Source organism: Streptomyces naganishii JCM 4654 (assembly GCF_014650575.1).
GTDB lineage: Bacteria > Actinomycetota > Actinomycetes > Streptomycetales > Streptomycetaceae > Streptomyces > Streptomyces naganishii.
In genome coordinates this window covers 103441-129562 of record NZ_BMVF01000020.1, presented here as the reverse complement: position 1 = coordinate 129562, position 26122 = coordinate 103441, and the positions used below count along the sequence as shown (strand labels likewise).

The following is a 26122-nucleotide window of genomic DNA, read 5'->3' as shown; positions in this document are numbered from 1 at the left end:
CGTCCCCGCCCACCGCCACCGACCCGACCTGGATCTGCCGGCTCTTGCGGCGCTCGGCGAGCTTGGTCGGAACGGACGGCATGCCGAGAGAAATCGCAGTCATCTGCTGTGCAACCCCAAGTCGTGGATCAAGGTCCGGCCCCGTTCAGCGGCGGGCTCCAGGCTTCGAGATTAGGGTACGTGGCCCCGCTCCGGCACATTCCACCCGCCGGACCACTCGAGTAAAGGCGGCCGGGCGGGGAGCCCGCCCGGCCGCCGTGAACAGCGCGTGGCTAGGTGATTTTGACGGGGTTAACCACGTCGGCGATCAGGACCAGGATGGTGAAGCAGATGAAGACGCTGGCCACCACGTAGGCCACCGGCATCAGCTTCGCCACGTCGAACGGACCGGGGTCCGGACGCCGCAGCACCCGGGCCAGGTGCCGGCGCAGCGACTCCCACAGCGCGCCGGCGATGTGGCCGCCGTCGAGCGGGAGCAGCGGCAGCATGTTGAAGAGGAACAGGGAGAGGTTGAAGCCGGCGACCAGCATCAGGGCCATGGCCAGCTGCTGGGTGGGCGGGATGTCCAGGGTGAAGATCTCGCCGCCGACGCGGGCCGCGCCGACCACGCCCATCGGGGAGTCGGGCTGGCGGGGAGCGCCGTCGAAGGCGGCGTTCCACAGGGCCGGGATCTTGCCGGGCAGGCTCGCGATGGAGTCGACGGCCTCGCCGAGCCGGTCGCCCATCCAGGTGACGGACTGGCCGAAGTCCTGGCGGACGATGCCGGTGGCGGCGCTGAAGCCGAGGAAGCCGGCGGTGACGTACTGGCCCTGGACGATCTGGCCGTGGGAGTCCTTCTTGGCGACCTGGTTGGTGGCGATCTTCGCGTGCAGGGTGACGTCGTGGCCGCCGCGCTCGACGACGATGGGGACCTGCTTGCCGGGGTTGGCACGGATGAGGTCGGACAGCTTGTTCCAGTTGTCGGTGGCGACCCCGTCGAAGGAGACGATCTTGTCGCCCGCCTTGAGGCCCGCGGCCGCGGCCGGGGCGGGGGCGTCGCCCTTCTTGCAGGTGTCGCGGTTCTGGCTCTGCGCGATGACGCACTGGGACACGGAGCTGACCGAGGTGGTCTGCTGCGAGATGCCGAAGCCCATGAGCACGGTGAGGAACAGCGCGACGGCGAGAACGAGGTTCATGAAGGGGCCCGCGAACATCACGATGACCCGCTTCCACGGGGCGCGCGTGTAGAACAGGCGCTGGTCGTCGCCGGGGCCGAGCTCCTCGAAGGCGGCCGAGCGGGCGTCCTCTATCATGCCGCGCCAGGGTGAGGTGGAACGGGCGGCGATACGGCCGTCCTCGCCGGGCGGGAACATGCCGATCATGCGGATGTAGCCGCCGAACGGGATGGCCTTGATGCCGTACTCCGTCTCGCCCTTGCGCCGGGACCAGATGGTGGGGCCGAAGCCGACCATGTACTGGGGCACGCGGATGCCGAAGAGCTTGGCGGTGGACAGATGCCCCAGCTCGTGCCAGGCGATGGAGACCAGCAGGCCCACCACGAAGACGACTATGCCGAGGATCATCATCAGGGACGTCATGCACGCGCCTCCGCGGTCGCCGTCTGGGCTGTCAGTTCGCGGGCCCGGGCGCGGGCCCAGGTCTCCGCTTCGAGGACGTCCGGCACGGTGAGCGAAGTTCCCGCGCGGGGGGTGCCGTGCTCCTCGACCACTTGTGTCACGGTCTCCATGATTCCGTTGAAGGGCAGTGCGCCGCGCAGGAACGCGTCGACGCACTCCTCGTTGGCGGCATTGAACACGGCCGGGGCGGTTCCGGCGAGCCGGCCCACGTGCCGGGCGAGGCCGACCGAGGGGAAGGCCTCCTCGTCGAGCGGGAAGAACTCCCACGTCGAGGCCTTGCTCCAGTCGAAGGCCGGCGCGGCGCCGGGGACGCGTTCGGGCCAGCCGAGACCGATGGCGATGGGCCCGCGCATGTCGGGGGGCGTCGCCTGGGCCAGGGTGGATCCGTCGGTGAACTCAACCATCGAGTGGACATACGACTGCGGGTGCACGACCACCTCAATGCGGTCGAAGCCGATGTCGTAGAGCAGGTGCGCCTCGATGACCTCCAGGCCCTTGTTGACAAGGGTGGCGGAGTTGACCGTGATCACCGGGCCCATGGCCCAGGTGGGGTGGGCGAGGGCGTCCTCGACGGTGACGTGCGCCAGTTCCTCCTTGGTACGGCCGCGGAAGGGGCCGCCGGAGGCGGTGACCACCAGCTTGCGCACATCGGCCCTGGTGCCGCCGGCGAGGGCCTGGAAGAGGGCGGCGTGCTCGGAGTCGACCGGGATGATCTGGCCGGGCTTGGCGAGCGCCTTGACCAGCGGGCCGCCGACGATGAGCGACTCCTTGTTGGCGAGCGCGAGGGTGCGGCCCGCCTCCAGGGCGGCGAGGGTGGGCGCGAGGCCGATGGAACCGGTGATGCCGTTGAGGACGGTGTGGCAGGGGGAGGCGGCGAGCGCGGTGGCCGCGTCGGGGCCGGCGAGGATCTCGGGCAGGTGCTCGCCGGGGCCGTACTGCGCGGACAGCGCCTCCCGCAGCGCCGGCACGACGTCCTCCCGGGCCACCGCCACGGTCCGCACCCTGAGCCGGTGCGCCTGCTCGGCGAGGAGGGAGACCCGTCCGCCGTTGGCGGAGAGACCGGTCACCCGGAAGCGGCCGGGGTTGCGCAGCACCAGGTCGACGGCCTGGGTGCCGATGGACCCGGTGGACCCGAGGACCACCACGTCCTTGGGCCCGTCCCCGGCGACGGGATCGAACACGAGATGCGGATCGGCGAGAGGGGCTGGACTGTCGCTCATCCCCCCATTGTGGCCGCAACGGCCCCCGGAAAGGACAGCGCGTCCCCCGGGCGGGTGCCGCCCGCCGCGTGACGGACCCGGCGGGCGCGTCCCGCGGGGGCGCCGGGCCGCCGCCCGGCCGGTCGGGTGGCCGGACGGGCGACGGGCCTGCGGGCGGGTGTCAGGGGCTCGGGCGGTGCAGGTTCTCCCTCGTGGACGGGCCGGGGTCCGCGTCGGCGATCCACGGGCCGTCGTCCGACGGGTCGATGACGCCGTGCTCGAGCCATTCGTAGGCGCCGCCGAGCACGCCCTTGACGACCTTGCGGTCGAGGTCGTCGGTGTTGCTCCACAGGCGGGTGAAGAGTTCCTCCACGCGGATGCGGGACTGGCGGCAGAAGGCGTCGGCGAGCTGGTAGGCCTCGCGGCCGTGGTCGCCCTGGGTGCGCAGGAGCTCGGCGCGCACGCAGGCCGCGCTCATCGCGAACAGCTCGGCGCCGATGTCGACGACCCGGCCCAGGAAGCCCTGCTTGGTCTCCATCCGGCCCTGCCAGCGGGACATGGCGTAGAAGGTGGAGCGGGCGAGCTTGCGGGCGTGCCGTTCGACGTAGCGCAGGTGGCCGGAGAGGTCGACGTGGCCCGCGGGGTGGAAGTCGGCGTACGAGCGCGGGAGTTGCCCGGGTCCGGCGACCAGCTTGGGCAGCCACTTGGCGTAGAAGACGCCCGCGTTCGCGCCCGCCTTGGCCTTGTCCGTGAGGGACTTGTCGGGGTCGATGAGGTCGCCGGCGACGGAGAGGTGCGCGTCGACGGCCTCGCGCGCGATCAGCAGGTGCATGATCTCGGTGGAGCCCTCGAAGATGCGGTTGATGCGCAGGTCGCGCAGCATCTGCTCGGCGGGGACGGCCCTCTCGCCGCGCGCGGCGAGCGAGGCGGCGGTCTCGAAGCCGCGCCCGCCGCGGATCTGCACCAGCTCGTCGGCCATCTTCCAGGCCATCTCGGAGCCGTAGAGCTTGGCGAGGGCGGCCTCGATGCGGATGTCGTTGCGGTTCTCGTCGGCCATCTGGGACGACAGGTCGAGCACCGCCTCCAGGGCGAAGGTGGTGGCCGCGATGAAGGAGATCTTGGAGCCGACCGCCTCGTGCAGCGCGACCGGCTTGCCCCACTGCTCGCGTGCGGCGGACCACTCGCGGGCGATCTTCAGGCACCACTTCCCGGCGCCGGCGCACATGGCGGGCAGCGAGAGCCGGCCGGTGTTCAGGGTGGTCAGGGCGATCTTCAGGCCCTGGCCCTCCTCGCCGATGCGGTGGGCGGCGGGCACCCGCACCCGGTGGAAGCGGGTGACGCCGTTCTCGATGCCGCGCAGGCCCATGAAGGCGTTGCGGTTCTCGACCGTGACGCCCTCGGAGGCGGCCTCGACGACGAAGGCGGTGATGCCGCCGCGGTGGCCCTCGGACTTCGGCACCCGCGCCATGACGACGAGGAGGTCGGCCACCACCCCGTTGGTGGTCCACAGCTTGACCCCGTCCAGCACGTAGTCGTCGCCGTCCGGGACGGCCGTGGTGGCCAGGCGGGCGGGGTCGGAGCCGACGTCCGGCTCGGTGAGCAGGAAGGCGGAGATGTCGGTGCGGGCGCAGCGCGGCAGGAAGGTGTCCTTCTGCTCCTGGGTGCCGAAGATCTTCAGCGGCTGCGGTACGCCGATCGACTGATGGGCGGAGAGCAGGGCGCCGATCGCGGGGCTGGCCGAACCGGCCAGGGCGAGCGCCTTGTTGTAGTAGACCTGGGTCAGCCCGAGGCCGCCGTACTTGGTGTCGATCTTCATGCCGAGCGCGCCGAGCTCCTTGAGCCCGGTGACGACCTCGTCGGGGATCCGGGCGTCGCGCTCGATCCGGGCCGAGTCGACCTTCGTCTCGCAGAAGTCGCGCAGTTTGGCGAGAAACTCCTCCCCGCGCTGGACGTCGTCGTCGGCCGGGAGCGGGTGGGGGTGGATGAGGTCGAGGCGGAAGCGCCCGAGGAAGAGTTCCTTGGCGAAGCTGGGCTTGCGCCAGTCCTGTTCCCGCGCCGCTTCCGCGACTTGGCGCGCCTCACGCTCGGTGACGGTGCGTTTGTTGGCCGTTGGTGCGGACATGAGGCTCACCTCGCCGCGAATAGGGATCTTGGGACGTACGTTACTCACCAGTGCTACTTGATCGTATGTACCCGATACGGGGCGGACTCACCACCCCTCGCGCACGGCGGCCGGCGGTCCACCGTCTGTTTCGGGGCGGTTTTACCAGCATCGGGTGAGGGTCGGGAACGCGGTAGGCCGCAGGACCGAACGGGTGACGGCACGGCCGGCCGACACCTGCGGCGTCGGCGTACCGCCGGCCGTGGGGAGACGGGGGCCGATCCGGGCCCGAGCCAAGGAGTCGAAGCGCTTCGATGCGGCCAGCCCGCCCGGACCATCCGGTCGGCGCCTATGGACACGCGCCTCCCCCGAAGCTACTGTCGAACGGCCCTCACGCCCCGCATCCCACCGTTGACGCGCACTGTCGAAGCGCTTCGCGAACCTGGAGAGCCCGATGGTCACCCTCGCCGAGGTCGCCCAGCACGCCGGAGTCTCGGCGAGCACGGTGAGCTACGTCCTCAGCGGCAAGCGGTCCATCTCGGCGAGCACCCGGCAGCGGGTCGAGGCGAGCATCCGGGAGCTCGGCTACCACCCCAACGCGGGCGCGAGGGCGCTGGCCAGCAGCCGCTCCAACATCATCGCGCTGATGATCCCGCTGCGCACGGACATGTACGTACCGGTGATGATGGAGATCGCCATCGCCGTCACGACCACCGCCCGCGCCCACGGCTACGACGTGCTGCTGCTCACCGGCGAGGAGGGTCCCGGCGCGGTGCGCCGCGTCACCGGCAGCGGGCTGGCCGACGGCATGATCCTGATGGACGTCGAACTGGAGGACGAGCGGCTGCCGCTGCTGCGCGCGAGCGGGCAGCCCGCCGTGCTGATCGGGCTGCCCGCCGACACCACCGGGCTGACCTGCGTGGACCTCGACTGGCGGGCGACGGGCGCGCTGTGCGTGGAACACCTGGCGATGCTCGGGCACCGCGACCTCGCGGTCATCGGCGAGGCGCCCGCCGTCTACGAACGCCACACCGGTTTCGCCGAACGCACCCTGGACGGCCTGCGCAACCGGGCCGCCGAACTGGGCCTGCGCGTGCTGCACCGCCCGTGCGAGGGCGGCTACGACGCGATGGCGGCGACCCTCGCCCGGACCCTCGACGAGCGCCCGGACACCACCGGCTTCCTGGTGCAGAACGAGTCGGCGGTGGAGCCGCTGCTCGCCCTGCTGCGGCAGCGGGGCCGGGCCGTGCCCGAGGACGTGTCGGTGGCCGCGATCTGCCCCGACCAGGTCGCCGTGCAGGCCTCGGTACGGCTGACCTCGGTCGGCATCCCCGCCCAGGAGATGGGCCGCCGCGCGGTCGAACGCCTGGTGGCCAAACTCGACGGCCACACCCCGGACGAGGTGCTCCTCCTCCCCCCGCACCTGACCCCCCGCACCAGCTCGGGCCCGGCCGCCACCAGATCGTGAGGCCCGGGCCCGTAGGCCCGTGCCAGCACATGGGGCGGCGGTGGCGGGTACCCGTAAGGGTGCAGGCGCCGGTGGAGGAGGTGGCGGGTGCCGTGAACGCGGACGACCAGGGCCGTGAAGCCGCGCACCGGCCCGCCGGGGCGCGGCTGCCGCCGCTGTTGGGCGTCGACGACCTCGACCAGCTCCAGGCCGGGCTGCGCCAGATCGCCCACGCCCACGACCGCATGCGCGCCCTGCTCGGCGCCGTGGTGACCATCAGCGGGGCCCTGGAGCTGGACGTGGTGCTGCGCACCATCACGGAGTCGGCCCGGACCCTGGTCACCGCCCGCTACGCGGCGATCGGCATCCTCGGCGAGGACCACGAGTTCACGTCGCTGATCACCTCCGGTTTCGGCGCCGACCAGTTCCGCGGGCCGGGCGGGGCCCAGCTGCCGCACGGCACCGGGCTGCTCGGCGAGCTGGTCCGCCATCCGGGGCCGCTGCGCGTGGACGACCTGGCCAGGCACCCCCGCTCCGCGGGCTTCCCCGAGGGCCACCCCGTCATGACCAGCCTGCTCGGGGTGCCGATCCGGGTCCGCGGGACCGTCTACGGCAACCTCTACCTCGCCGACAAGGAAGGCGGCTCCTTCACGGAGGACGACGAGGACATCGTCACCGCGCTGGCCGGAGCCGCCGGGGTGGCCATCGAGAACGCCCGCCTCTTCGAGCGGCTGCGCCAGGCCACGGAGGACTTTCAGCGGCGACTGCTGCCCGACCTGCCCCGCCTCCCCGGCCTGGAGCTGCGCTCCCGCTACCAGCCGTCCACCGACGCGCCCCGGATCGGCGGCGACTGGTACGACCTGATCCACCTGCCCGACCAGGTGCCCTGCCTGATGGTGGGCGACGTGATGGGGCACGGGCTGGAGGCGGCGACCGTGATGAGCCAGATCAGCAACATGCTGCGGGTCATCGCCTTCGACGAGCAGGAGCCGCCCAGCCGCATCCTGCGCCGCCTGGACTCCGTACTGCACCAGCTGCACGGCGGACCGCTGGCCACCGTGCTGGTCGCGCGGCTAGAGCCGGCCGCGGACGGCGGCCGCCTGCTGCGCTGGTCCAGCGCCGGCCACCTCCCCCCGCTGCTGGTCACGCCCGACCACCGCGCCCGCTACCTGCACGCGGACACGGGCCTGCCCCTCGGGGTCGACCCCGGCTTGCCCCGGCCGGACCACGAGCAGGCGATCCCCGTCGGCTCCACCCTGCTGCTGCACACGGACGGGCTGGTCGAGCACCCCGCCCACCCGATCGACGAGGGCATGGACCGGGCCGCGCACATCGCCGCCACCCACACCACACGCCCGCTGGACCATCTGTGCGACGCCCTGCTCGCCCACGAGCAGGCCCTGCACGACGACGTGGCCCTGCTGGCCGCCCGCCTGACCAACGGCTGACCGGCCCGGCCGGGGCGGGAAACGACGACGGCCGGAGCCCCCGCACAGCGGGCTCCGGCCGTCGTGGGCGAACCGGGCCTACAGGGCCAGGCCGGTCAGGACGAGCACGCGCTCGTAGGTGTAGTCGTCCATCGCGAACTTCACGCCCTCGCGGCCCACGCCGGACTGCTTGGCGCCGCCGTAGGGCATCTGGTCGGCGCGGTAGGACGGGACGTCCCCGACGACCACGCCGCCGACCTCGAGGGCGCGGTGGGCGCGGAAGGCGACCTGCACGTCGTGGGTGAACACGCCCGCCTGGAGGCCGTACTTGGAGTCGTTGACCGCGGCGAACGCCTCGGCCTCGCCGTCCACCTTCTGCACGGTCAGGACCGGCCCGAAGACCTCCTCACAGGAGATCGTGACATCGGCCGGCACGTCGGTCAGCACGGTCGGCGCGTACGAGGCGCCCTCGCGCTTGCCGCCGGTGAGCAGGGTGGCGCCGGCCTCCACGGCCTCCTGCACCCAGGACTCGACGCGCTTGGCCGCGTCCTCGCTGACCAGCGGGCCGACGTCGGTCGCCGCGTCGGACGGGTCGCCGGTGACCTGCGCCTCCACGGCGGTGACGATGCGCGGCAGCAGCCGGTCGTACACCGAGGCGTCGGCGATCACGCGCTGCACGGAGATGCAGGACTGGCCGCCCTGGTAGTTGGAGAAGGTGGCGATGCGGTTCGCGGCCCAGTCGAGGTCGGCGTCGCTCGCCCAGTCGGCCAGGACGACGGCCGCGCCGTTGCCGCCGAGCTCCAGGGTGCAGTGCTTGCGCGGCACCGAGTCCATGATCGCGTAACCGACCTTCTCGGAACCGGTGAAGGAGATGACCGGCAGCCGCTCGTCCTGGACGAGGGCGGGCATCTTGTCGTTGGCGACCGGCAGGATCGACCAGGAGCCGGCCGGCAGGCCCTCGGTCTCGGCGAGCAGGTCGCCGAGGATCAGGCCGGACAGCGGGGTGGCCGGGGCCGGCTTGAGGACGATCGGGGCGCCGGCCGCGATCGCCGGGGCGACCTTGTGCGCGCACAGGTTCAGCGGGAAGTTGAACGGCGCGATGCCGAGCACGACACCCTTGGGGAAGCGGCGGGTGAGCGCGAGACGGCCCTGGCCGCCGGCGTCGGTGTCCAGGCGCTGGGCCTCGCCGCCGTTGAACCGGCGGGCCTCCTCGGCGGCGAACCGGAACACCGACACGGCCCGGCCGACCTCGCCGCGCGCCCACTTGAGCGGCTTGCCGTTCTCGGCGGAGATGAGCTGGGCGATCTCCTCGGCGCGCTCCGCGAGCCGCTTGCTGACGTGGTCCAGGGCGGCGGCGCGCACGTGCGCCGGGGTGGCGGCGAGCTCGTCCCGCACGGCGTACGCGGCGGCCACGGCCTCCTCGACCTGGGCGTCGGTCGGCACGCTGACCCTGCCGACCAGCCGGCCGTCCCACGGGGAGGTGACGTCGAAGGTGTCCTCGCCGGTGACCTGGCGGCCGGCGAGCCAGAAGGCGGTGGTGGAAGTCATTGAGGAGTCCCGGCCCTTCCGCGTTGGGGGTTGTCTGCTTGCGTCGTCAACGGTAGGGCCGGCCCCGCTGATCAGCGCTTGTCCGACGTGGAGCAGTGCGGCCCCCGGGTGTGCCGGATTGGCGCAGGCGGCGCACGGCACATCCGCGGGAGGCGTTACGCCGGCTCCGTCGAGGTCGCCTTCAGGGCCAGCCACAGCTCCATGCGCACGTCCGGGTCGTCCAGCGAGCGCCCGAGGATCTCCTCGACCCGGCGCATCCGGTAGCGCAGCGTGTGCCGGTGCACGCCCAGGTCGGCGGCGGCCGCGTCCCACTGGCCGTGCCGGGAGAGCCAGGCCCGCAGCGAGGCCACCAGGTCGCCGCGCCCGGTCGCGTCGTGCTCGTACAGCGCCCGCAGCAGCCCGTCCGCGAACGCCCTGACCGCGTCGTCGGCCAGCAGCGGCAGTACGGACCCGGACGCCAGCTGCTCGTGCTCGACGAGCACCCGGCCGCGCCGGCGGGCCACCGACAGCGCCTGCTCGGCCTGCTTGTACGCGCCGGCGGCCGCGATCGGCCCGGCGGGCGCGGAGAGCCCGACGACCAGTTCGTCCTCCTCGCCGGCGCCCTGCTCGGACACCGCCGCGGCGCGCGCCGCCTCCAGCCCGGTCGCGTACTCCCCGCACGCGGCGACGGCCGCGCCGCCGTCCCCGGCCAGCACCACCAGCCGCTCCCCCTCGGGCACGACCAGCACGGCCTCGCCCGCGCGCGCGGCGGCGGCCTCCACCACCTCGGCGAGCGCCGCGAGCGGGTCGCCGCCGGGGCCGGAGGCGGCCGGCACGGCGGCCGCGGCGGGCTTGGCGGACTGCACGCGCGCGTGCCCGTCGGCGTGCGCCCGCGCGGCGGACGCCGAGGCCGACTCGGCGACGATCACCCGGAACGGCGCGTCCAGCAGCCCGCCGTACAGGTCCCCGGCGACGGCGCGGGCGTGGTCGGGCTGGCCGGCCAGCAGCATGCGCAGCACGGCGGCGCCGACCCGCTGCTCGGCGGCGTGCAGCGAGCGCGAGCGTTCGGTGGTGAGGGTGAGCAGGGCGATGGCCGAGTGGACGGCGTAGCGCTCGGCGGTGCCGAGCGTGGCGGCGGTGCCCACGGCGAGGGCGGCACGCGGGCGGCGGCCGGTGCCGATGGAGTGCAGTTCGACGCGGTCCTCGGTCTCGGGGCCGCCGACCACGGCGGAGGCGGGCGCGGGCCGGTCCCGCAGCCGCTCCACGTCGGCGGTGAGCCGGGCGGCCCTGCGCCCCGCCCACTCGGGCGCGGTGGCGACGACGGCGCCCGAGGCGTCGTAGAGCGCGGCCCAGCCGTCGACCTGGGCGGCGAGCGCGGCGAGCAGTCCCTCGGGGCCGGTGCTCAGCGCCTGCCGGGTCAGCTCCCGCTGGGCGGCGAAGCCGGCGGTGACCGCTCGGTACTGGTCGGCGGCGATGGCGGCGGAGACGGCCTTGCTGATGGCGAGGAAGGGGGTGCGCCTGGGCACCTCCAGCAGGGGCAGGTTCTCCGCCTCGGCGGCGTCGACGAGCGCCTTCGGGATCTCCTCGTAGTTGACGCCGACGGCGAAGCCGAGGCCCACCACTCCGGCCGCGGCCAGCCGCTTCACGTAGCGGCGCATCGCCTCGGGGTCCTCCGCGTCCAGTTTGAGCGCGGTGATCAGCAGCAGCTCCCCGCCCTCCATGTACGGCACGGGGTCGGCGAGCTCGCTGACGTGCGCCCAGCGGACGGGCACGTCCAGGCGGTCCGCGCCCGCCCGCACGGTCAGCTTCAGCGCCGAGTGGTGGACGAGCGAGGCGAGCGTCGGGGGCATGGGGCCTTGAGCCTTCAGGTCTGCGGAGGTCTGATGATCATTGTGATCTTTTGGCCGCCACGTATGAACGGCCTGTGCTGATTCTGCCTCACTGTATGGGCCCCGCGGGCCGTCCGCACAGTCGTCCGCCCGGTTCAGCCCCGCAGATCCACCAGCAGCGGCGGCGCGTGCTCGCCCGCCACGGTGGTCAGGGACAGCACGGCGTGGCCCGGCGGCACCTCGTGGGCCAGCTCGGAGGCCGACCAGCGCTCCCGCTCGACCTGCTTGGTCGTCACCGCGTCCGTCGTGACCGCCTTCCCCGTGACCAGCTTGCGCAGGGCGTGGATGGCCCGGGTCATCGGCTGGTCGGCGAAGACGGTGTGCTTGGCGACCTCCTTGGTCTCCACCCACTCGGTGCCCCAGGCGTGCGCGAACCGGCTGCCGTCCCAGGTGGTGACCCCGGACAGCGCCATCCGGCAGCCGACGGCGCCCAGCAGCGGGCCGTGCAGCGCCTCGGGCACGTCGGCGACCGTGCGCAGGGCGAGGACGACGCCCGCGTTCTGCGAGCGCAGCCGCTGGATGCGGCGCACCGACTCGGGGGTGATGGTGCCGGTGGCGTCGTCGAGGACCAGGCAGGCGAAGTGGGGGCGCCGGGAGTCCCGTACGACGGTGTGGAACTGGGCCAGGACCAGCCGGGTGATCAGCCGGGACGCCTCCTCGTGGCCGCGCTCGGGCAGGTCGATGCGGACCCGCAGCGGATGGTGGGCGACGGCGCGCAGCGAGAAGGGGCGGCCGTCCGCGCCCTGGGTGCCGAAGAAGTCGGCGAAGACGGGCCGGTCGAGCAGGGCGAGCCGGTCGGCGAGGGCGGGGCCCGCGTCGGCGGCGCCGCCCGCCTGGCGCATCCGCGCGTCGAGCTCGCGGCGCATCACGGCGTGCTCGTCGGCGGCAAGCCCGGCGCGCAGGGAGGCCAGCGCGCCCGGGTCGCCCTCCAGCAGCTCGCGCAGCACCGGCAGCGGCGGGAAGTGCCCGTGCACCGCGCGGTAGGGGCCGAGCAGCTGGGCGAGCGCGGTGGCGGCGCCCTGGGCGCCCACGGTGTCCAGGTCCCCGGCCAGGGCCTCGGCGAGGAAGGCGGCGGCCTCGTCGGGGTCGTCGGACTCGGCGTAGGGGTCGAGGTCGTGCACGGAGGCGGGGTCGCCGATGCGGACCACCACGTCGTACGCCGAGTCCGGGCCGAGGGGCGAGCCGGCGGCGGAGACGGCGACCACCGCGCAGCGGCCGGTGAGCGCCTGGAGGGCGAGCGCCTCGGTGACCGGCTCGGTGACGTGCCGGGTCTTGCCCGAGCCGGACGGCCCGACCACCAGCAGGGAGGTGCCGAGCGTGTCCGGGCCGACGGCCGCGCCGGCGTCGTGGTAGGCGCGCGGCGCCCGCTCCCCCGGCACCCAGCGCCCGATGCGCACCTGCTCCTCCAGCAGGTCGTGCCGGGCGGCGCGGCGGGGCAGGTCGCGGGCGCCGGAGGGGTGGGTCCAGGCGGCGCCGCCCTCGCGCAGCACGGTGTCGGCGAAGCCGGGCGTGCGCGCCTCGCGCCGGGCCTGCTCCCAGGCCCGCTCGAGGCGGGCGCAGTCCACGTCGTTCATGCGGCCGCCCGCGACCTCGGCGGTGAGCACGTCGGCGGCCTGGTGCTGCCCGGCGTCCCTGAGCCCGGGCCACTGCGAGCGGGGCTGGTCGGCGGGCGGCGGCGCGGCCGGGCCGGCGGCGGCGCGGCGGCGGGCGGAGAGCTCCCTGGCGTAACCCCACCAGCCGCCGAGGCGGGCGAAGGGCCACACCACCAGCAGGGTGATGAGCGCGTACAGGGTGTCGGTGAACAGCTGGGAGGCGAACAGGTCGTAGCCGCCGGAGAGGAGGACGACCAGGGAGAACACCGGGTCGACCACGGGCAGCGGGTTCCAGCCGACGCCCGGGAAGGCGCTGGGGAAGACCAGGCTCAGCGTGATCAGGGCGCCCGCGGCGGCGAGCAGGGCCCGCGCGGGCTGCGGGCGGCGGCCGACGAAGTGCCGCAGCACCTCGGGCCAGCTGCCCAGGTGCGCCACGGCGTAGACGAGGACGGCGAAGAAGACGCCGTCGTAGACCACCACGGCCTCGCGGCCCTGCATGCCCTTCGGGGACACCGTGCCGCCCCACCACCAGTCGCCCGGAGTGAACAGCTTCAGCGGGGCCCACTGGTAGGGCAGGGCGCCCTGCCGCCACAGCGACCACACCAGCAGGGCCACGACGAGCGGGATCAGCAGGCCGACGACCGTGATGGACGGCAGCCGCCGCGGGCTCTCGGCGCCCTTGGGGGGCCGGTGGCCCAGGCGCCAGATGCCGGTGCGGGCGGCCGGCCGGGGCGCGTCGAGCCAGTCGGCCACCGCCGCGCGCGGGGCGGGTGCGGGGGCCTGGCCGGGCCGTGCCCCCGGCGACTCGTACCCGTACGCGTCCGGCACACCGGGCGCACCCGGCGGGCGCGCCGGCCGGGGCGGTGGCGCGGGAGCGTCCCGCGGCACCGCCGGGCGCGGCACCGGGTGCGCATGCTTGGGATGCGTACCCCGGGCGTCCTGCGTCCCGTCGTCCATCTGCCCTGCCCCCTGACCAGCCGTTCCGTCCACCATCAGCGAGTCAATCTAACGCCCGGGCAAGGGGAGTTCACCGATTGCGCGCGAAGGCGCCCGGCGGGGCGCCCGCGCCCGTGCTCTCCCGGCCCGCGGCCTTCTTCCCTCCCCTCTATGTCCATCGCGGACAACGGCGACTCCAGACAACGCCCACATGGAGCATGCCCACCCCCCTTCTGCCGCCCTAACCTGCGAAGAAAGCAGGAAAGCGTCCGAAAAACGCCCCCGAGGGCAAGACTCGCAAGATCTCATCAGGGAGCCCCCATGACCGCACTTGAGCAGGAGCGCCGCGTCGTCACCGCCATTCCCGGCCCGAAGTCGCAGGAGCTGCAGGCCCGCCGTCTCGCCGCGGTCGCGCAGGGCGTGGGCTCCACGCTGCCGGTCTTCGTCACCCGCGCGGGCGGCGGCATCATCGAGGACGTCGACGGCAACCGGATCATCGACTTCGGCTCCGGCATCGCCGTGACCTCGGTCGGCGCCTCCGCCGAGGCGGTCGTACGCCGCGCCTCCGCGCAGCTCGCCGACTTCACCCACACCTGTTTCATGGTCACGCCGTACGAGGGCTACGTGGCCGTCGCCGAGGCGCTGGCCGAGCTCACGCCGGGTGACCACGCCAAGAAGTCGGCCCTGTTCAACAGCGGCGCCGAGGCGGTGGAGAACGCGGTCAAGATCGCCCGCGCGTACACCAGGCGCCAGGCGGTCGTCGTGTTCGACCACGGCTACCACGGCCGTACGAACCTCACCATGGCGCTCACCGCCAAGAACATGCCGTACAAGCACGGCTTCGGCCCCTTCGCGCCCGAGGTCTACCGCGTCCCGGTCGCCTACGGCTACCGCTGGCCGACCGGCCCTCAGAACGCCGGCCCCGAGGCCGCCAAGCAGGCCATCGACCAGATCACCAAGCAGGTCGGCGCGGAGAACGTGGCCGCGATCATCATCGAGCCGGTGCTCGGCGAGGGCGGCTTCATCGAGCCCGCCAAGGGCTTCCTGCCCGCGATCCGCCAGTTCGCCGCCGACAACGGCATCGTCTTCGTCGCCGACGAGATCCAGTCCGGCTTCTGCCGCACCGGCCAGTGGTTCGCCTGCGAGGACGAGGGCATCGTCCCGGACCTGATCACCACCGCCAAGGGCATCGCGGGCGGCCTGCCGCTGGCCGCCGTCACCGGCCGCGCCGAGATCATGGACGCCGCGCACGCGGGCGGCCTGGGCGGCACCTACGGCGGCAACCCCGTCGCCTGCGCGGGCGCGATCGGCGCGATCGAGACGATGAAGGAGCTCGACCTCAACGCCAAGGCGCGGCGGATCGAGGAGGTCATGAAGGCCCGCCTCGGCGCCATGGCCGAGAAGTTCGACATCATCGGCGAGGTCCGCGGCCGCGGCGCCATGATCGCCATCGAGCTGGTCAAGGACCGCGGCACCAAGGAGCCCGCCCCCGAGGCGGCGGGCGCGCTCGCCAAGGCCTGCCACGCCGAGGGCCTGCTGGTCCTGACCTGTGGCACCTACGGCAACGTGCTGCGCTTCCTGCCCCCGCTGGTGATCGGCGAGGACCTCCTGAACGAGGGACTGGACATCATCGAGCAGGCGTTCACGCGCATCTGAGCGGCGGATTCGCACACCCGGTGACGCCTGCGGCAGACCGTGTGAAGAAGGTGTGCGAGGTGGATGGCAGGACGCCGTTCCGGCTGTTCCGGGCCCCTTCGCTGCCGTAGTTTCTACGGCAGATGAGAGATACACCCGCCCACAGGGGACTGTGGGCGGCATCAGGCCGATGCCTCCCCAGCTTCGACCTGGCCGTGCCTCGCGCACACAACCGGAGCCCCCGGGCTCCGGGTCTCCTCACCGATCGGACGGTCGCCCGCCCCAAACCCCCCGGGGCGCGCGACGTTCCGGTCAGGACGGTCGACGTCAGATGGGACGACCGCCCCCCTGAAGGGCCGGCGCACACCCCCCCTTGCGCCGGTCCTTCGACGTGCGCGGCGCGGGTCTGCGAAGCTGTGCACCATGTCGGCCGCCACGGACCGGGACCTCGGGCAGGGGTCCGCCACCCCGCAGGCAAGGCCCGCCGGTCCCGCCCGGTGGGCCCCTTTCGTGTCGTTCCTGATCGGGCTGCCGGCCGTCCTCTTCGCGCTGATCACCTGGCAGGTCGTCGACCGCGGTCCGCTGCTGGGCGTGGACCGCGACGTGAGCCACGCGCTGCTGCACCCCGACCGCGCCTCCGAACTGCTCGCCGACCTCGGCAACGTCGGGGTGGCGGTCCCGGCGCTGGCCGTCGTCCTCGCGTACGCGGCCCTGCGGGGGCGTGCCACAGGTGTGGACCGGTGGTGGGCGCCGCCGCTCGCGGCGGCCGCGCTGATGGTGGTCCTGCCGGCGCTGGTCGTGCCGCTCAAGGAGTGGACCGGGCGGCACGGGACCACCGCCGTGCCGCCCGGAGTCGGTTTCTTCCCGTCCGGACACACCGCGACCGCCATGATCGCGTACGGGTCCGGGACGCTGGTCCTCCTTCCGCTGCTGCGCACGGCCCTCGCCCGTCTCGCGGTCGTGGCCGTGTGCTGCGCGCTGGTGCTCGCCGTGTCGTTCGGGCTGGTGCGGCGCGGCTACCACTGGCCGCTGGACGTGGCGGCCAGCTGGTGCCTGGGCGCCGTGCTGCTGTCGCTGCTGTACCTGTTCGTCGCGTTCCTCAGCCGAAGTACGCGTCGAAGTTCTTCTCGAACTCCCAGTTCGAGAACCGGTCCCAGTTGACCGACCAGGTCATCAGGCCGCGCAGGGCCGGCCAGGTGCCGTGGGTGGTGTACGAGCCGCAGTTGGTCTTCCTGGTCAGGCAGTCCAGGGTCCTGGTGACCTCGGACGGGGAGACGTAGCCGTTGCCCGCGTTGGTGGAGGCGGGCATGCCGATCGCGACCTGGTCGGGGCGCAGCGGCGGGAAGACTTTGGAGGAGTCGCCCGCCACCGGGAAGCCGGTGAGGAGCATGTCGGTCATGGCGATGTGGAAGTCCGCGCCGCCCATGGAGTGGTACTGGTTGTCCAGACCCATGATCGGGCCCGAGTTGTAGTCCTGGACGTGGAGCAGGGTGAGGTCGTCGCGCAGGGCGTGGATCACCGGGAGGTAGGCGCCGCAGCGCGGGTCCTGGCCGCCCCATTTGCCGGTGCCGTAGTACTGGTAGCCCATCTGCACGAAGAAGGTCTCCGGGGCCATGGTCAGGACGAACTTGGCGCCGTACTTGGCCTTCAGAGTCTTCAGGGCCGAGATCAGATTGACGATCACCGGGGTGGTCGGGTTCCTGAAGTCGGTGTCGTCGGCGTTCAGGGACAGGGAGTGGCCCTCGAAGTCGATGTCGAGGCCGTCGAGGCCGTAGTCGTCGATGATCTTCGAGACGGAGGAGACGAAGGTGTCCCGGGCCGCCGTCGTGGTCAGCTGCACCTGGCCGTTCTGGCCGCCGATGGAGATGAGGACCTTCTTGCCGGCCGCCTGCTTGGCCTTGATGGCCGCCTTGAAGTCGGCGTCGCTCTCCACGGTGGGGCACTCGGTGACCGGGCAGCGGGTGAAGCGGATGTCGCCCGAGGTGGCCGAGGTGGGCTCGCCGAAGGCGAGGTCGATGACGTCCCAGCTGTCGGGCACGTCGGCCATGCGGGTGTAGCCGGAGCCGTTGGCGAAGCTCGCGTGCAGATAGCCGACCAGCGCGTGCGGCGGGAGGTCCGTGCCGCCGCCGCCCGGGCCGCCCGGACCGGCGGCCGTGGTCGCGGTCACCGTCGCCGACCGCGCGGACTCGCCCGCGTCGTTGACCGCCGTGACCTGGAAGGCGTACGCCGTGGACGGGGCGAGGCCGGTGACGGTCGCCGAAGTGCCGGTCACCGTCTGGACCTTGGCGCCGTCCCGGTAGACCGCGTAGCCGGTCGCCCCCGTCACCGCGGACCAGGACAGCGCCACGCTGGTGGAGGTGACCGTGCCGGCCTTCAGCCCGGCGGGCGCGGCGGGCGGCTGCTGTCCGGTGCCGCCGCCCGGGCCGGTGAGGGAGAGGTCGTCGGCGTAGTAGGCGCCCGTGCCGTACCAGCCGTGGGTGTAGACGGTGACGCTGGTGGTGGAGGCGCCGGTACGGAAGGTGGTGGTGAGCTGCTGCCAGTCGGCGGCGGACTGGGTCCAGGTGGAGACGTCGGTGGTGCCGGTGCCGCTCGCGCCGAGGTAGATGTAGGAGCCGCGGACGTAACCCGACAGCGTGTACTGGGAGTTGGGCTGGACGGCGACCGTCTGCGCGCACTGGGCGTTGTCACTGCCTGCCGGGGTCGCCCGCAGGGCCGAAGTGCCGCCGTGGACCGGGGAGTTCACCGTCGCCCCGGAGCCGGCCGCGCAGGACCAGCCGTCCAGGCCCGACTCGAAGCCGCCGTTGCGCAGCAGGTCCGCGTCGGCCGCGTGGGCGGCGGCCGACGAGAGTGCGGTCAGGCCGGGCAGGGCCAGCAGGGTCGCCGTGAGCGCCGCGAGCAGGCGGCGGGGGGCGGGTCCGGTTCTGTCGCGATCCACAAGTGCCTCCGGGCATGGGGGAGATGGAGGGCGGGGAATGGGAAGTGGAGCGCGCCCAACTTGGTCCAGACCAATTCCTTTGTCAAGCCCCGCCGCACCCCCGCCCGCCCGGCCGGCCCCGCGTTCCCGCCCCCCGCGCGGCGGCCCTCCCCGCGGCCAGGCCCGCCGCCACCTCGCGCATCACCCGTTCCAGCAGGGCTGGCTCGGGGAGGGCGCCCGAGCCGCCGGGCGGCACCAGCCGGCACGCCTTGCCGCCGGCGCGGCGCGGCCCGGACTGGGCACGGCGGTCCGCGGGGCGGCCCCGGCCGAGCACGCCCGTACCGAGGCGGCCCGGCAGGGTCAGTACGTCCCAGGCCTTTCCGGCGGGCGGCAGGGCGGTCGCCCGCCGGTCGCGCTCCCGCCGCCGGCCGCACGACTCGGGGGCCGGCGCGATCGTCGTCGGCCCCCGGACCGCCGTCCTCGCCCGGGTGCCGTCATGAGAAGACCTCCCTTCGCCTCGTGGACGCCGGTCGGGTCACGAGGTGGAGGGAGGTCGCCGTCGGCCATTGCGCGGGAACGGGCCGCTCGTTGGTGGGCCGGCCCGCAGGCCGCGCTCGCGTGCGCCGGGGGGTCAGCTGTCGAAGCCCAGCCCCAGCCGGTCCATCGTCCGCAGCCACAGATTGCGCCGGCCGCCGTGCGCGTCCGCCCGCGCCAGCGACCACTTGGTGAGCGCGATGCCCGTCCACGCGAACGGCTCGGGCGGGAACGGCAGCGGCTTCCTGCGCACCATCTCCAGCTCGGTGCGCTCGGTCCGCTCCCCCGCCAGCAGGTCGAGCATCACCTCGCCGCCGAAGCGGGTCGCGCCCACGCCCAGGCCCGTGTACCCGGCCGCGTACGCCACCCTGCCCTCGTGCGCGGTGCCGAAGAAGGCCGAGAAGCGCGAGCAGGTGTCGATCGCCCCGCCCCAGGCGTGGGTGAAGCGGACGCCCTCCAGCTGCGGGAAGCAGGTGAAGAAGTGCCCGGCGAGCTTGGCGTAGGTCTCCGGGCGGTCGTCGTACTCGGCGCGCACCCGGCCGCCGTAGGGGTAGACGGCGTCGTAGCCGCCCCACAGGATCCGGTTGTCGGCGGACAGGCGGAAGTAGTGGAACTGGTTGGCGCTGTCGCCGAGGCCCTGGCGGTTCTTCCAGCCGATCGAGGCCATCTGCCCGTCCGTGAGCGGCTCGGTCATCAGCGCGTAGTCGTACACCGGGACGGTGTAGGAGCGGACGCGTCTGACCAGGCTGGGGAAGACGTTGGTGCCGAGCGCGACCCGGCGGGCGCGCACCTGCCCGTAGGGGGTGCGTACGGCCATTGCGGCACCGTACGGCTTGAGGGTGAGGGCTGGGGTGTGCTCGTACACGCGGACGCCGAGGCTCAGGCAGGCCCGCTTCAGGCCCCAGGCCAGCTTGGCGGGGTGCAGCATGGCGACGCCCCTGCGGTCCAGGAGGCCGGCCTCGAAGGTGGGCGAGGCGACCTGTTCGCGCACCGCGTCCTTGTCGAGGTACTCCATGTCCTCGGCCAGGCCCTTGGCCTGCAACTGCCCGTACCAGTCCTTGAGTTCCCGGGCCTGGTACGGCTCGGTGGCGACGTCGATCTCGCCGGTGCGCTCGAAGTCGCAGTCGATGGAGTACCGGGCGACCGCCTCCTCGATGGCGTCGAGGTTGCGGGCGCCCAGCTCCTCCAGGGCGTGGATCTCGTCCGGCCAGCGGGTGAGGCCGTTGGCCAGGCCGTGGGTGAGGGAGGCGGCGCAGAAGCCGCCGTTGCGGCCGGAGGCGGCCCAGCCCACCTCGCGGCCCTCCACCAGCACCACGTCCCTGCCCGGGTCGCGCTCCTTGGCGATCAGCGCGGTCCACAGCCCGCTGTAGCCGCCGCCGACGACCAGCAGGTCGCAGTCGTCGGCGCCGGTGAGCGCGGGCTCGGGGCGCGGCCGGCCGGGGTCGTCCAGCCAGTACGGCACCGGCTGCGCCTCGGAAAGGGATCTCGTCCAGTCGTTGCTGCGGCTCATGGCACTCGGGGCCATGATTTCAACTCCCCACAGGGTTGTCCCGGGTCATGCCTTCTGCCGGGTGCGGCGGTTGGTGATGAGCATGGAGGCGAGCACGAGCAGCACGGCGACGAGGAACATGGCCGTGCCGATGACGTTGATCTGCACGGGGGTGCCGCGCTGCGCCGAACCCCACACGAACATGGGGAAGGTGACGGTCGAGCCCGCGTTGAAGTTGGTGATGATGAAGTCGTCGAAGGAGAGCGCGAACGACAGCAGCGCGCCGGCGGCGATGCCCGGTGCCGCGATCGGCAGGGTGACCCGCAGGAAGGTCTGCGCGGGCGAGGCGTACAGGTCGCGCGCGGCCTCCTCGAGGCGCGGGTCCATCGACATCACGCGCGCCTTGACCGCGACGACCACGAAGCTCAGGCAGAACATGATGTGGGCGATGAGGATGGTCCAGAAGCCCAGCTGCGCGCCCATGTTGAGGAACAGGGTGAGCAGCGAGGCCGCCATGACCACCTCGGGCATGGCCATCGGCAGGAAGATCAGCGAGTTCACCGCGGCCCGCGCGCGGAAGCGGTAGCGGACCAGCGCGAAGGCGATCATCGTGCCGAGGAGGGTGGCGCCGACCGTCGCCCACAGGGCGATCTGGAGGCTGATGCCCAGCGAGCCGCACATGCCGGCGACGCCGCAGGGGTCCTTCCAGGCGTCGGTGGAGAACTGCTGCCACTGGTAGTTGAAGCGCCCCTTCGGCTTGTTGAAGGAGAACACCGTGACGATGACGTTCGGCAGCAGCAGGTAGCCGAGCGTCAGCAGTCCCGCGATGACGACGAGACGGCGCTTGAGCCAGTTGACGAAGGGCATTTAGACCAGATCCTCCGTCCCGGACTTGCGGATGTAGATCGTGACCATGAGGAGAATCGCGGCCATGAGGATGAAGGACAGCGCGGCCGCCGTCGGGTAGTCCAGGATCCGCAGGAACTGGGTCTGGATGACGTTGCCGATCATGCGGGTGTCGGTGGAGCCGAGGAGTTCGGCGTTGACGTAGTCGCCCGCCGCCGGGATGAAGGTGAGCAGCGTGCCGGAGACCACGCCCGGCATCGACAGCGGGAAGGTCACCTTGCGGAAGGTGGTCCAGGGCCTGGCGTACAGGTCGCCCGCCGCCTCGTGCAGCCGGCCGTCGATGCGCTCCAGCGAGGTGTAGAGCGGCAGGATCATGAACGGCAGGAAGTTGTACGTCAGTCCGCACACCACCGCCAGCGGTGTGGCGAGCACCCGGTCGCCGGCCGTCCAGCCGAGCCAGTTGGTGACGTCCAGGACGTGCAGCGCGTTCAGCGCGCCGACGACCGGCCCGCCGTCGGCGAGGATCGTCTTCCAGGCCAGAGTGCGGATCAGGAAGCTGGTGAAGAACGGCGCGATCACCAGGATCATGATCAGGTTGCGCCAGCGCCCCGCGCGGAAGGCGATCAGGTAGGCCAGCGGGTAGCCGAGCAGCAGGCACAGGACGGTCGCGGAGGCCGCGTACATGACCGAGCGCAGGAACTGCGGCCAGTACTCCGACAGCGCGTCCCAGTAGGTCACGAAGTGCCAGGTGACCTTGTAGCCCTCCTCCAGGGAGCCCTGCTGCACGGAGGTGGAGGCCTGGTAGATCATCGGCAGCGCGAAGAACACCACGAGCCAGAGCATGCCGGGCAGCAGCAGCCAGTACGGAGTGAGGCGGCCCCGCCTGCGCGGGGGCTTCTTGCCGGGGGTGGTGGGCGCCAGTGGTGGGGGCGCCTCGGTGACTGCGGTCATCAGGCGGCCTCCTCCTCGACGGTCTCCACGCCGGCGTCGATGTCCTGGGCCGCGTCAAGGCCGAAGGTGTGCGCCGGGTTCCAGTGCAGGACCACCTCGGCGCCGGGCACCAGGCGGGCGTCGCGGTCGATGTTCTGGGCGTAGACCTCGAACTCGGGGCAGACGGGGCTGTCGATCACGTACTGGGTGGAGACGCCGATGAAGCTGGAGTCGACGATCCGGCCCGTGATGCGGTTGCGGCCCTCGGGGATCTCCCCGGCGTCGGCGGCGGCGGTCAGGGAGATCTTCTCCGGGCGGATGCCGACCAGCACCTTGCCGCCGGTCGCCGCCGGGGCCGAGCAGCGCGCCGAGGGCAGGGACAGCTTGCCGCCGCCCGCCTTCAGGACGATGTCGTCGCCGCTCGTGGAGTCGACCTCGGCCTCGATCAGGTTGGAGGTGCCGAGGAAGTTGGCGACGAAGGTGGTCTGCGGGTTCTCGTAGAGGTCGGCGGGCGAACCGAGCTGCTCGACGCGGCCGGCGTTCATCACGGCGACCGTGTCGGCCATGGTCATGGCCTCCTCCTGGTCGTGCGTGACGTGGATGAAGGTGATGCCGACCTCCATCTGGATGCGCTTGAGCTCCAGCTGCATCTGGCGGCGCAGCTTGAGGTCGAGCGCCCCGAGCGGCTCGTCCAGCAGCAGCACCTTGGGGTGGTTGATCAGCGCGCGGGCGACCGCCACGCGCTGCTGCTGGCCGCCGGAGAGCTGGTGCGGCTTCTTGCGCGCCTGCTCGCCGAGCTGGACCAGCTCCAGCATCTCCTCGACCTGCTTCTTGACGCTCTTGATGCCGCGCCGGCGCAGACCGAAGGCGACGTTCTCGAAGATGTCCAGGTGCGGGAAGAGGGCGTAGGACTGGAAGACGGTGTTGACCGGGCGTTTGTACGGCGGCAGGTGCGTCACGTCCTGGTCACCGAGGTGGACGGTGCCCAGGGTGGGCTCCTCCAGGCCCGCGATCATGCGCAGGGTGGTGGTCTTGCCGCAGCCGGAGGCGCCGAGCAGGGCGAAGAAGGAGCCCTGCGGCACGGTCAGGTCCAGCGGGTGCACGGCGGTGAAGCTGCCGTAGGTCTTGCTGATTCCGGAGAGGCGGACGTCGCCGCTGTTGTCCGTGGTCGTCATTGTCGTCACGCCCCTGTGAGCTTCGCGAACTTCTCTTCGTAGGCCGCCTCTTCCTTGTCGCTCAGGGCGCGGAAGGAGTGGGCCTTGGCCACCATGTCCTTGGTGGGGATGATCAGCGGGTTCTCCGCGGAGGCCTTGTCGATCTTGGCCAGTTCCTCCTTCGCCCCGTCGACGGGGCTCATGTAGGCGACGTAGGCGGAGAGCTGGGCGGCCTGCCGGGGCTCGTAGAAGAAGTCGATCAGCCGTTCGGCGTTGGCCTTGTGGCGGGCCTTGTTCGGGATCAGCATGTTGTCGGTCGAGGTGAGCCAGCCGGCGTCCGGGATGACGTAGTCGACGTCGGGGCTGTCCGACTGGAGCTGGACGATGTCCCCGCCCCAGGCGACACAGGCGGCGATGTCGCCCTTGGCCAGGTCGGAGGTGTAGTCGTTGCCGGTGAAGCGGCGGATCTGCCCCTTGTCGACCGCCTTCTGGAGACGGGCGATCGCCGCGTCGAAGTCGTCGTCGGTGACCTTCGCCGGGTCCTTGCCCATGTCGAGCACGGTCATGCCCATGGTGTCGCGCATCTCGGACAGGAAGGAGACCCGGCCCTTGAGCTTGGGGTTGTCCAGCAGGTCGGAGACCGACTTCACCTCGATGCCGTCCAGCGCCTTCTTGTTGTAGGCGATGACCGTGGAAACGCCCTGCCAGGGGTAGGAGTAGGCGCGGCCCGGGTCCCAGTCGGGCCTGCGGTACTGCTCGGCCAGGTTGGCGAACGCCTGCGGCAGGTTCGCCGGGTCGAGCTTCTGCACCCAGCCCAGGCGGATCAGCCGCGCGGCGAGCCAGTCGGTGAGGACGATCAGGTCCCGGCCGGTGTCCTGGCCGGCGGCGAGCTGCGGCTTGATCTTGCCGAAGAACTCGTTGTTGTCGTTGATGTCCTCGGTGTACTTGACCTGGATGCCGGTCCGCCTGGCGAACGTCTCCAGCGTCGGGTGGTGCTTGCCGCTGCTGTCGACGTCGATGTACTCGGGCCAGTTGGAGAAGTTCACCACCTTCTCCTTGGCCGAGTGGTCCTCGGCGGAGGTGCCGCCCTGGGTCTTGCCGGCCGCGGGGATCCCGCAGGCGCTCAGCGCCCCGAGTCCGCCGACGGTGAGCGCGCCGCCCGCGGAGGCGCGCAGCAGCGAACGACGGGTGAAGGAGGCCCGCCCGTTGCGGAAGCTGCGTCGTATGGCGGCCACTTGGGCCGGAGCCAGGCGGTCGGGCTCGTACTGCTCCATGCGCGTGGTGCCCTTTCGGGAGGATCGGCCCGGTCACAGGCCGGTGGTGGCTAGCGGTCCCCGAAGATCGTGCGGTGCCAGTCCTTGCGGGCCACCGCCGTGTTGTCGAACATGACGTGCTTGATCTGCGTGTACTCCTCGAAGGAGTAGGCGGACATGTCCTTGCCGAAGCCGGACTGTCCGTATCCGCCGTGCGGCATCTCGCTGATGATCGGGATGTGGTCGTTGATCCACACGCATCCCGCCTTGATCTCCCGGGTCGCCCGGTTCGCCCGGTAGACGTCCCGGCTCCACGCCGAGGCGGCCAGACCGTACGGAGTGTCGTTGGCCAGCCGGATGCCCTCATCATCACTGTCGAACGGCAGCACGACCAATACCGGGCCGAAGATCTCCGACTGGACGATCTCGCTGTCCTGCGGGGCGTCGGCGACCAGGGTGGGCCGGTAGTAGGCGCCGTCCTTCAGCTCGCCCTCGGGGGCCTCGCCGCCGGTGACCACGCGCGCGTAGGCGCGGGCCCGGTCGACGAAGCCGGCCACCCGGTCGCGCTGGGCGTGCGAGATGAGCGGTCCGAGGTCGGTCCCGTGGGCGAACGGGTCGCCCAGGCGCACGGTCTCCATCAGGGCGGCCGTCCGCTCGACGAACGCCTCGTAGAGCGGGCGCTGCACATACGCGCGCGTGGCGGCGGTGCAGTCCTGGCCGGTGTTGATGAGGGCGCCCGCGACCGCGCCGTTGACGGCCGCGTCGAGGTCGGCGTCGTCGAAGACCACGAAGGGGGCCTTGCCGCCGAGCTCCAGGTGCAGGCGCTTGACGGTGGCGGTGGCGATCTCGGCGACGCGCCTGCCGACGCGCGTGGAGCCGGTGAAGGAGGTCATCGCCACGTCCGGGTGGCCGACCAGGTGCTCGCCGGCCTCCCGGCCGGTGCCGGTGACGATGTTGATCACGCCGTCCGGGATGCCCGCGTCGGTGGCGGCCTGCGCGAACATCAGCGAGGTCAGCGGGGTCAGCTCGGCGGGCTTCAGCACGATGGTGTTGCCCGCCGCGATCGCCGGGAGGATCTTCCAGGCGGCCATCTGGAGCGGGTAGTTCCAGGGCGCGATGGACCCTACGACGCCTATCGGCTCGCGGCGGACGTAGGAGGTGTGGTCGCCGGAGTACTCGCCGGCCGACTGGCCCTGCAGGTGGCGGGCGGCGCCCGCGAAGAACGCCGTGTTGTCGATGGTGCCCGGCACGTCGAACTCGCGGGTCAGCTTCAGCGGCTTGCCGCACTGCAGGGACTCGGCGCGGGCCAGGTCCTCGGCACGGTCGGCGAGGACGGCCGCGAAGCGGTGCATCGCGTCCGAGCGCTCGCCCGGCGTGGCGCCGGCCCAGCCGGGGAACGCCTCGCGCGCGGCGGCTACGGCGGCGTCGACGTCCTCGGTGCCGGCCAGGTCGTAGACGTGGACCTCCCTGCCGGTGGCCGGGTCGACGACCGCGTGCGTGCGGCCCGAGGTGCCCTTGGCGGAGCGGCCCGCGATGAACTGTGCGCCGTCCGCGAAACGCTCGTGGGCCGGAAACCGGCCCGAGGTGGCGGTGCCCGGGTTGTGCATGTCGCTCTCCTCCGCCGCCACCCGCT

17 protein-coding genes are annotated in these 26122 nt (G+C 72.5%); 4 read left to right on the top strand and 13 right to left on the bottom strand.

Translation table 11 applies throughout. From position 1 onward, the window contains the following. Positions 1-272: 272 nt before the first annotated feature. The 3 genes from IE217_RS28900 to IE217_RS28890 form a co-directional block, all read right to left on the bottom strand. Positions 273-1577 (bottom strand): M50 family metallopeptidase, encoded by a 1305-nt coding sequence (locus IE217_RS28900; protein ID WP_506004911.1) that lies wholly within the window; start codon positions 1575-1577, stop codon positions 273-275. Beyond that, positions 1574-2836 (bottom strand): 1-deoxy-D-xylulose-5-phosphate reductoisomerase, encoded by a 1263-nt coding sequence (gene dxr, locus IE217_RS28895; protein WP_190180895.1) that lies wholly within the window; start codon positions 2834-2836, stop codon positions 1574-1576. Before dxr ends, IE217_RS28900 begins: the two co-directional genes overlap by 4 nt. A 160-nt stretch (positions 2837-2996) precedes the next feature. Then, positions 2997-4937: an acyl-CoA dehydrogenase family protein gene (locus tag IE217_RS28890; RefSeq protein ID WP_190180894.1), complete on the bottom strand. Its 1941-nt coding sequence runs from the start codon at positions 4935-4937 to the stop codon at positions 2997-2999. A 433-nt stretch (positions 4938-5370) separates the two neighbouring features. Between IE217_RS28890 and IE217_RS28885 the strand changes: the two genes are divergently transcribed. Both IE217_RS28885 and IE217_RS28880 read left to right on the top strand, forming a co-directional pair. Further along, positions 5371-6384 (top strand): LacI family DNA-binding transcriptional regulator, encoded by a 1014-nt coding sequence (locus IE217_RS28885; protein WP_190180893.1) that lies wholly within the window; start codon positions 5371-5373, stop codon positions 6382-6384. A 92-nt stretch (positions 6385-6476) separates the two neighbouring features. Continuing rightward, positions 6477-7811 carry a PP2C family protein-serine/threonine phosphatase gene (locus tag IE217_RS28880; protein ID WP_229865670.1) on the top strand — a complete coding sequence of 445 codons (1335 nt, stop codon included), beginning with the start codon at positions 6477-6479 and terminating at the stop codon, positions 7809-7811. A gap of 78 nt (positions 7812-7889) precedes the next feature. Here the strand turns inward: IE217_RS28880 and IE217_RS28875 are convergent, their stop codons facing one another. The 3 genes from IE217_RS28875 to IE217_RS28865 form a co-directional block, all read right to left on the bottom strand. Continuing rightward, positions 7890-9338 carry an aldehyde dehydrogenase family protein gene (locus tag IE217_RS28875; RefSeq protein ID WP_190180891.1) on the bottom strand — a complete coding sequence of 483 codons (1449 nt, stop codon included), beginning with the start codon at positions 9336-9338 and terminating at the stop codon, positions 7890-7892. Positions 9339-9493: 155 nt separating this feature from the next. After that, entirely contained in the window at positions 9494-11167 is a 1674-nt protein-coding gene (locus tag IE217_RS28870) for a PucR family transcriptional regulator (RefSeq protein WP_190180890.1), read from the bottom strand. Between the two features lie 134 nt (positions 11168-11301). Beyond that, the gene (locus IE217_RS28865) at positions 11302-13755 is read right to left on the bottom strand and encodes a type IV secretory system conjugative DNA transfer family protein (protein ID WP_190180889.1); all 2454 of its coding nucleotides are present in this window, start codon (positions 13753-13755) and stop codon (positions 11302-11304) included. A gap of 300 nt (positions 13756-14055) precedes the next feature. On the opposite strand from IE217_RS28865, the gene gabT reads away from it, so the two are divergent. After that, positions 14056-15390 (top strand): 4-aminobutyrate--2-oxoglutarate transaminase, encoded by a 1335-nt coding sequence (gabT, locus tag IE217_RS28860; protein WP_190180888.1) that lies wholly within the window; start codon positions 14056-14058, stop codon positions 15388-15390. Between the two features lie 402 nt (positions 15391-15792). Continuing rightward, positions 15793-16530, top strand: a complete 738-nt coding sequence (locus tag IE217_RS28855) for a phosphatase PAP2 family protein (RefSeq protein WP_190180887.1) — start codon at positions 15793-15795, stop codon at positions 16528-16530. Here the strand turns inward: IE217_RS28855 and IE217_RS28850 are convergent. The 7 genes from IE217_RS28850 to IE217_RS28820 form a co-directional block, all read right to left on the bottom strand. Next, positions 16469-18304: a chitinase gene (locus IE217_RS28850; protein ID WP_190180886.1), complete on the bottom strand. Its 1836-nt coding sequence runs from the start codon at positions 18302-18304 to the stop codon at positions 16469-16471. The two genes, IE217_RS28855 and IE217_RS28850, sit on opposite strands and share 62 nt — an antisense overlap. A gap of 610 nt (positions 18305-18914) precedes the next feature. Then, on the bottom strand, positions 18915-20342 hold the full coding sequence (locus IE217_RS28845; protein ID WP_190180885.1) for an NAD(P)/FAD-dependent oxidoreductase: 1428 nt from the start codon (positions 20340-20342) through the stop codon (positions 18915-18917). A 30-nt stretch (positions 20343-20372) separates the two neighbouring features. Then, on the bottom strand, positions 20373-21173 hold the full coding sequence (locus IE217_RS28840; protein WP_190180884.1) for an ABC transporter permease: 801 nt from the start codon (positions 21171-21173) through the stop codon (positions 20373-20375). Next, the gene (locus IE217_RS28835; RefSeq protein WP_190180883.1) at positions 21174-22103 is read right to left on the bottom strand and encodes an ABC transporter permease; all 930 of its coding nucleotides are present in this window, start codon (positions 22101-22103) and stop codon (positions 21174-21176) included. Continuing rightward, positions 22103-23266, bottom strand: coding sequence for an ABC transporter ATP-binding protein (locus IE217_RS28830; RefSeq protein WP_190180882.1), 1164 nt, complete (start codon positions 23264-23266; stop codon positions 22103-22105). Before IE217_RS28830 ends, IE217_RS28835 begins: the two co-directional genes overlap by 1 nt. Continuing rightward, positions 23263-24510, bottom strand: a complete 1248-nt coding sequence (locus IE217_RS28825) for a polyamine ABC transporter substrate-binding protein (RefSeq protein WP_190180881.1) — start codon at positions 24508-24510, stop codon at positions 23263-23265. The genes IE217_RS28830 and IE217_RS28825 overlap by 4 nt, the downstream gene beginning before the upstream one ends. A gap of 50 nt (positions 24511-24560) precedes the next feature. Further along, on the bottom strand, positions 24561-26096 hold the full coding sequence (locus IE217_RS28820; RefSeq protein WP_190180880.1) for a gamma-aminobutyraldehyde dehydrogenase: 1536 nt from the start codon (positions 26094-26096) through the stop codon (positions 24561-24563). Positions 26097-26122: the final 26 nt, after the last annotated feature.

Coding starts and splice junctions, on each gene's coding strand:
- IE217_RS28900 (WP_506004911.1), bottom strand. CDS start 1,577: ATGACGTCCCTGATGATGATCCTCGGCATAGTCGTCTTCGTGGTGGGC.
- dxr (WP_190180895.1), bottom strand. CDS start 2,836: ATGAGCGACAGTCCAGCCCCTCTCGCCGATCCGCATCTCGTGTTCGAT.
- IE217_RS28890 (WP_190180894.1), bottom strand. CDS start 4,937: ATGTCCGCACCAACGGCCAACAAACGCACCGTCACCGAGCGTGAGGCG.
- IE217_RS28885 (WP_190180893.1), top strand. CDS start 5,371: ATGGTCACCCTCGCCGAGGTCGCCCAGCACGCCGGAGTCTCGGCGAGC.
- IE217_RS28875 (WP_190180891.1), bottom strand. CDS start 9,338: ATGACTTCCACCACCGCCTTCTGGCTCGCCGGCCGCCAGGTCACCGGC.
- IE217_RS28870 (WP_190180890.1), bottom strand. CDS start 11,167: ATGCCCCCGACGCTCGCCTCGCTCGTCCACCACTCGGCGCTGAAGCTG.
- IE217_RS28865 (WP_190180889.1), bottom strand. CDS start 13,755: ATGGACGACGGGACGCAGGACGCCCGGGGTACGCATCCCAAGCATGCG.
- gabT (WP_190180888.1), top strand. CDS start 14,056: ATGACCGCACTTGAGCAGGAGCGCCGCGTCGTCACCGCCATTCCCGGC.
- IE217_RS28855 (WP_190180887.1), top strand. CDS start 15,793: ATGTCGGCCGCCACGGACCGGGACCTCGGGCAGGGGTCCGCCACCCCG.
- IE217_RS28845 (WP_190180885.1), bottom strand. CDS start 20,342: ATGGCCCCGAGTGCCATGAGCCGCAGCAACGACTGGACGAGATCCCTT.
- IE217_RS28840 (WP_190180884.1), bottom strand. CDS start 21,173: ATGCCCTTCGTCAACTGGCTCAAGCGCCGTCTCGTCGTCATCGCGGGA.
- IE217_RS28835 (WP_190180883.1), bottom strand. CDS start 22,103: ATGACCGCAGTCACCGAGGCGCCCCCACCACTGGCGCCCACCACCCCC.
- IE217_RS28825 (WP_190180881.1), bottom strand. CDS start 24,510: ATGGAGCAGTACGAGCCCGACCGCCTGGCTCCGGCCCAAGTGGCCGCC.
- IE217_RS28820 (WP_190180880.1), bottom strand. CDS start 26,096: ATGCACAACCCGGGCACCGCCACCTCGGGCCGGTTTCCGGCCCACGAG.